Below are 3,052 nucleotides of genomic sequence, written 5' to 3' on the forward strand. Positions count from 1 at the left end.
GCGGACCGGATGCCGACCATCCGGTCGGGTCCGATCCCGAGCAGAGCTTCGCGGGCCGCGGCCGTGTACACCACGGCGCCGCCCAGGAAGTAGCGGGACGCGCCGGGCAGGGAGAGGAGTGCTGCCGCGATCAGGCCGCCGGCGGAGGATTCCGCAACCGCTACCGTCTCCCGACGGTCCTCAAGCCGGCGCGCGACGCGCCGGGCGATCTCGGTCAGTTCGTTCATGTCTCAGCCTTAGGGCCCGCCGGGGTTGCCGTCACGCAAGGCCATGGCCGCGTCGGATGGACGCCGCCGGACGCGTCCGGCCCCACGCACGGGCACTCGGCCGGCCGCGTCGCCATATCGGTGCGGGCCCGGTAGATGGCTCGGCCGCAGGCGAACACGATGACGGGCGAAGACGCGTGAACCTTCTCAAGGAGTGGCTTGTTCTGCCCCCGGGCCGCGTCAACCACGTGGCCTTCGGCACGTTCTGCCACGTCGCGGCGGCGCTGCGGGACACCGGGCTGCGGCGCTGGACGGGGCCGTTCGACTGGATCTTCTCGACGCCGGGCCTGCTCGCCGACTGCCTGGAGGACGACTTTGCCCGGCTGCTCGACCCGGCCGAGCTGACGAGCGTGCCGCCGGAGGGCCTGACCAACGGGGCCCGCCGGCAATGCCGGCACCCGTTCTACGAGGAGCGGCACGGCCTGCCGACCATCTTCAACCACCACGATCCGGCCGGGAATGCGGGCGACATGCGGGCGCTGCACCGCGCCGTGCGGCGCCTGCGCCTGGCGCTTGGAACCGACCGCCGGAACCAGCTCTACATGATGAGCGAGCGGCCCTGGGACGAGGCAGATCTCGAGCGGCTGGCGGCGCTTGTGGCCGCGCGGCCGTCCCGCGACGAACTGATCGTCATCACGGCCGTGGTCGCGGGAGAGCGCGGCTGGAGCGAGCGGGTGCGCGAACTGGCCGGCTTGCCGGTGCGGGACGTGGAACTTCGGGTGGGCGGGCGCTCACGGGGCACCGGCTTCCCCGATCCGGCAGATGACGCGGTCCTTCGCCGGGCCCTGGTCGAGCTCGCCGGGCCGGCAGCCGTCAATGCGTCCAGGCACCGTTCCGGTTGAACTTGAAATTGTCCGAATACGCCATCGGGCGCCGCGTCACCTCCTGCGGCTCCTCCACCCGGTAGGCGATGCCTTCGCGCTCGGCGTAGGCGACGGCCTCCTCCTTGGTGTCGAAGCGGAGCTGGACCTGCTGGCGGGTGTCGGCCGAACTGGTCCAGCCCATCAGGGGCTCGATCTCCCGGGCGCTGTCCTGCTCGAACTCGAGCAGCCACAGCTTGGTCCGGGCGAGCCCGGATTGCGTGGCACCCTTGGCGGGCTTGTAGATGCGGGCCGGCATGCGTGACTCGTATGTGGCTGGACCTGGTCGGGGCGGCCGGATTCGAACCAGCGACCCTCTGCTCCCAAAGCAGATGCGCTACCAGACTGCGCTACGCCCCGAACAATGGTCCGACTGCGACTGCCTACCCGGCTCGCCCTCCGCCTGCAACCTGTCGCGGGGCGAGGGCCGCGCGCGTCGTCCGGTCCGCCCTGTCACCCGAACGGACGTGCGCACGAAGTCGCCGGAGGCCTGCCGCTTGCCGTCCCGGCTCCGCCGTCGCAGATGGCCCCATGGCCCTGCCTCCCGCCATCATCCTGGTCGAGCCGCAACTGCCCGAGAACATCGGCATGGCGGCCCGCGCCATGGCCAATTTCGGCCTTCCCGAATTGCGGCTCGTGGCCCCCCGCGAGGGGTGGCCGCACGAGGGGGCGCGCAGCCCGGCCGCGGGCGCGACCGCGATTCTCGACGCGGCCGCCGCGTTTGCGTCCACCGCCGAGGCGGTGGGCGATCTCGCCTATGTGGTGGCCACCACGGCGCGCAGCCGCGGGCAGATGAAGCGGGTCCTCACGCCCTGGGACGCCATGGCGGAGCTGCGAAGCCGCAGCCTGGCCGGCCAGCGGACCGCGATCCTGTTCGGGCGCGAGCGGACCGGCCTCAGCAACGACGACGTCTCCGTTGCGGACGCGATCCTGACCTTTCCGGTCGATCCCGCCTTCACCTCTCTCAACCTCGCCGCGGCTGTGCTGCTCGCCGGCTACGAGTGGCGCCGTTCGGGTGAGGACGTCGGGGCCGTGCCGGCGGCGCCGAGCCCGGCTCCCCGCGCCGCCCTGCTCGGCCTGTTCGCGCAGCTCGAGGGCGAGCTGGACGCGGTCGGCTACTACCCGGCCGGCAAGCGGCCGAGCATGACCCGCAACATGCGCGACATGCTCCTCCGCCTGGCGCCGACGGAGCAGGACGTCCGCACCTGGCGCGGCGTGCTGCGCGCGCTCAGCGGCAGCCGGCCGAGACGAAAAGGCTAGGCGCGCGGCTGCAACGAAAGTGCTATGGGCGGTCCCACCAACGCATCTTCAGTCGGATCGGACCGCCCCAGCGATGTTCAGCCGTGCCTTCCAGAGGTGGCTCGCCGCTCTCGCCTTCGGCGTGGCAACGCTCGGCGGGGCGCAGGCCGCCACCCCTCCGGGCCAGCCCAAGGCCGGTCCCGGCAGCATGGGCGACCCGACCACCGAGGTGGTGAAGCGGGCCGTCGGCCGGACCGGCGCCGCCACCTATGTCTACCACCTGGCCGCCGCGCCCCCGGAGCCCCGGATGGTCGTGGTGCTGCTCCATGCCTGGGGCGCCGTGAACCCGGTCGTCTATGGCGGCTGGATCGACCACCTCGCCAGGCGGGGGCACCTGGTCCTCTATCCGGGCTTCCAGACGGTCGGCAGGACCCGTCCGGGCGACGCGACCGAGATCGCCGCGACGCTGATCAAGGAGGCGCTGGCGGCGCTTGCGGACGATCCCCAGGCGAAGCCGGACACCACGCGGGTCGCGCTGCTCGGCCACTCCGCGGGCTCCGCCATCGCGCTGAACCTCGCGGCCGAGAGCCAGAGCCGCGGCCTGCCGGCGCCGAAGCTGGTCTTCGCCACCATGCCGGGCGGCATTGCCAAGGACGCGAAGAGCCGCGGCGTGCAATTGGCTGACCT

At 72.5% G+C, this 3,052-nt stretch carries 5 protein-coding genes and 1 tRNA gene; 3 read left to right on the forward strand and 3 right to left on the reverse strand.

Annotation, left to right across the window (positions count from 1 at the left end; all coding sequences use genetic code 11):
- On the reverse strand, positions 1-227 hold a 227-nt coding region (locus tag JWR86_RS11815), incomplete at its 3' end, for a CinA family protein (protein ID WP_299565485.1).
- A gap of 176 nt (positions 228-403) precedes the next feature.
- Between JWR86_RS11815 and JWR86_RS11820 the strand changes: the two genes are divergently transcribed.
- Positions 404-1,108 (forward strand): DUF1796 family putative cysteine peptidase, encoded by a 705-nt coding sequence (locus JWR86_RS11820; RefSeq protein ID WP_299565488.1) that lies wholly within the window; start codon positions 404-406, stop codon positions 1,106-1,108.
- Here JWR86_RS11820 and JWR86_RS11825 read toward each other — a convergent pair.
- The gene (locus JWR86_RS11825; protein ID WP_299565491.1) at positions 1,080-1,385 is read right to left on the reverse strand and encodes an ETC complex I subunit; all 306 of its coding nucleotides are present in this window, start codon (positions 1,383-1,385) and stop codon (positions 1,080-1,082) included. The two genes, JWR86_RS11820 and JWR86_RS11825, sit on opposite strands and share 29 nt — an antisense overlap.
- Before the next feature lie 24 nt (positions 1,386-1,409).
- Positions 1,410-1,486, reverse strand: a tRNA-Pro gene (locus JWR86_RS11830).
- 171 nt (positions 1,487-1,657) lie between these two features.
- Between JWR86_RS11830 and JWR86_RS11835 the strand changes: the two genes are divergently transcribed.
- Together JWR86_RS11835 and JWR86_RS11840 are read left to right on the forward strand one after the other, a co-directional pair.
- Positions 1,658-2,386 (forward strand): TrmH family RNA methyltransferase, encoded by a 729-nt coding sequence (locus JWR86_RS11835; RefSeq protein ID WP_299565494.1) that lies wholly within the window; start codon positions 1,658-1,660, stop codon positions 2,384-2,386.
- A 73-nt stretch (positions 2,387-2,459) separates the two neighbouring features.
- Positions 2,460-3,052: alpha/beta fold hydrolase (locus tag JWR86_RS11840; RefSeq protein WP_299565497.1), on the forward strand; the 593-nt coding region annotated here is incomplete at its 3' end.

The organism is Enterovirga sp. (assembly GCF_028290205.1).
GTDB lineage: Bacteria > Pseudomonadota > Alphaproteobacteria > Rhizobiales > Beijerinckiaceae > Enterovirga.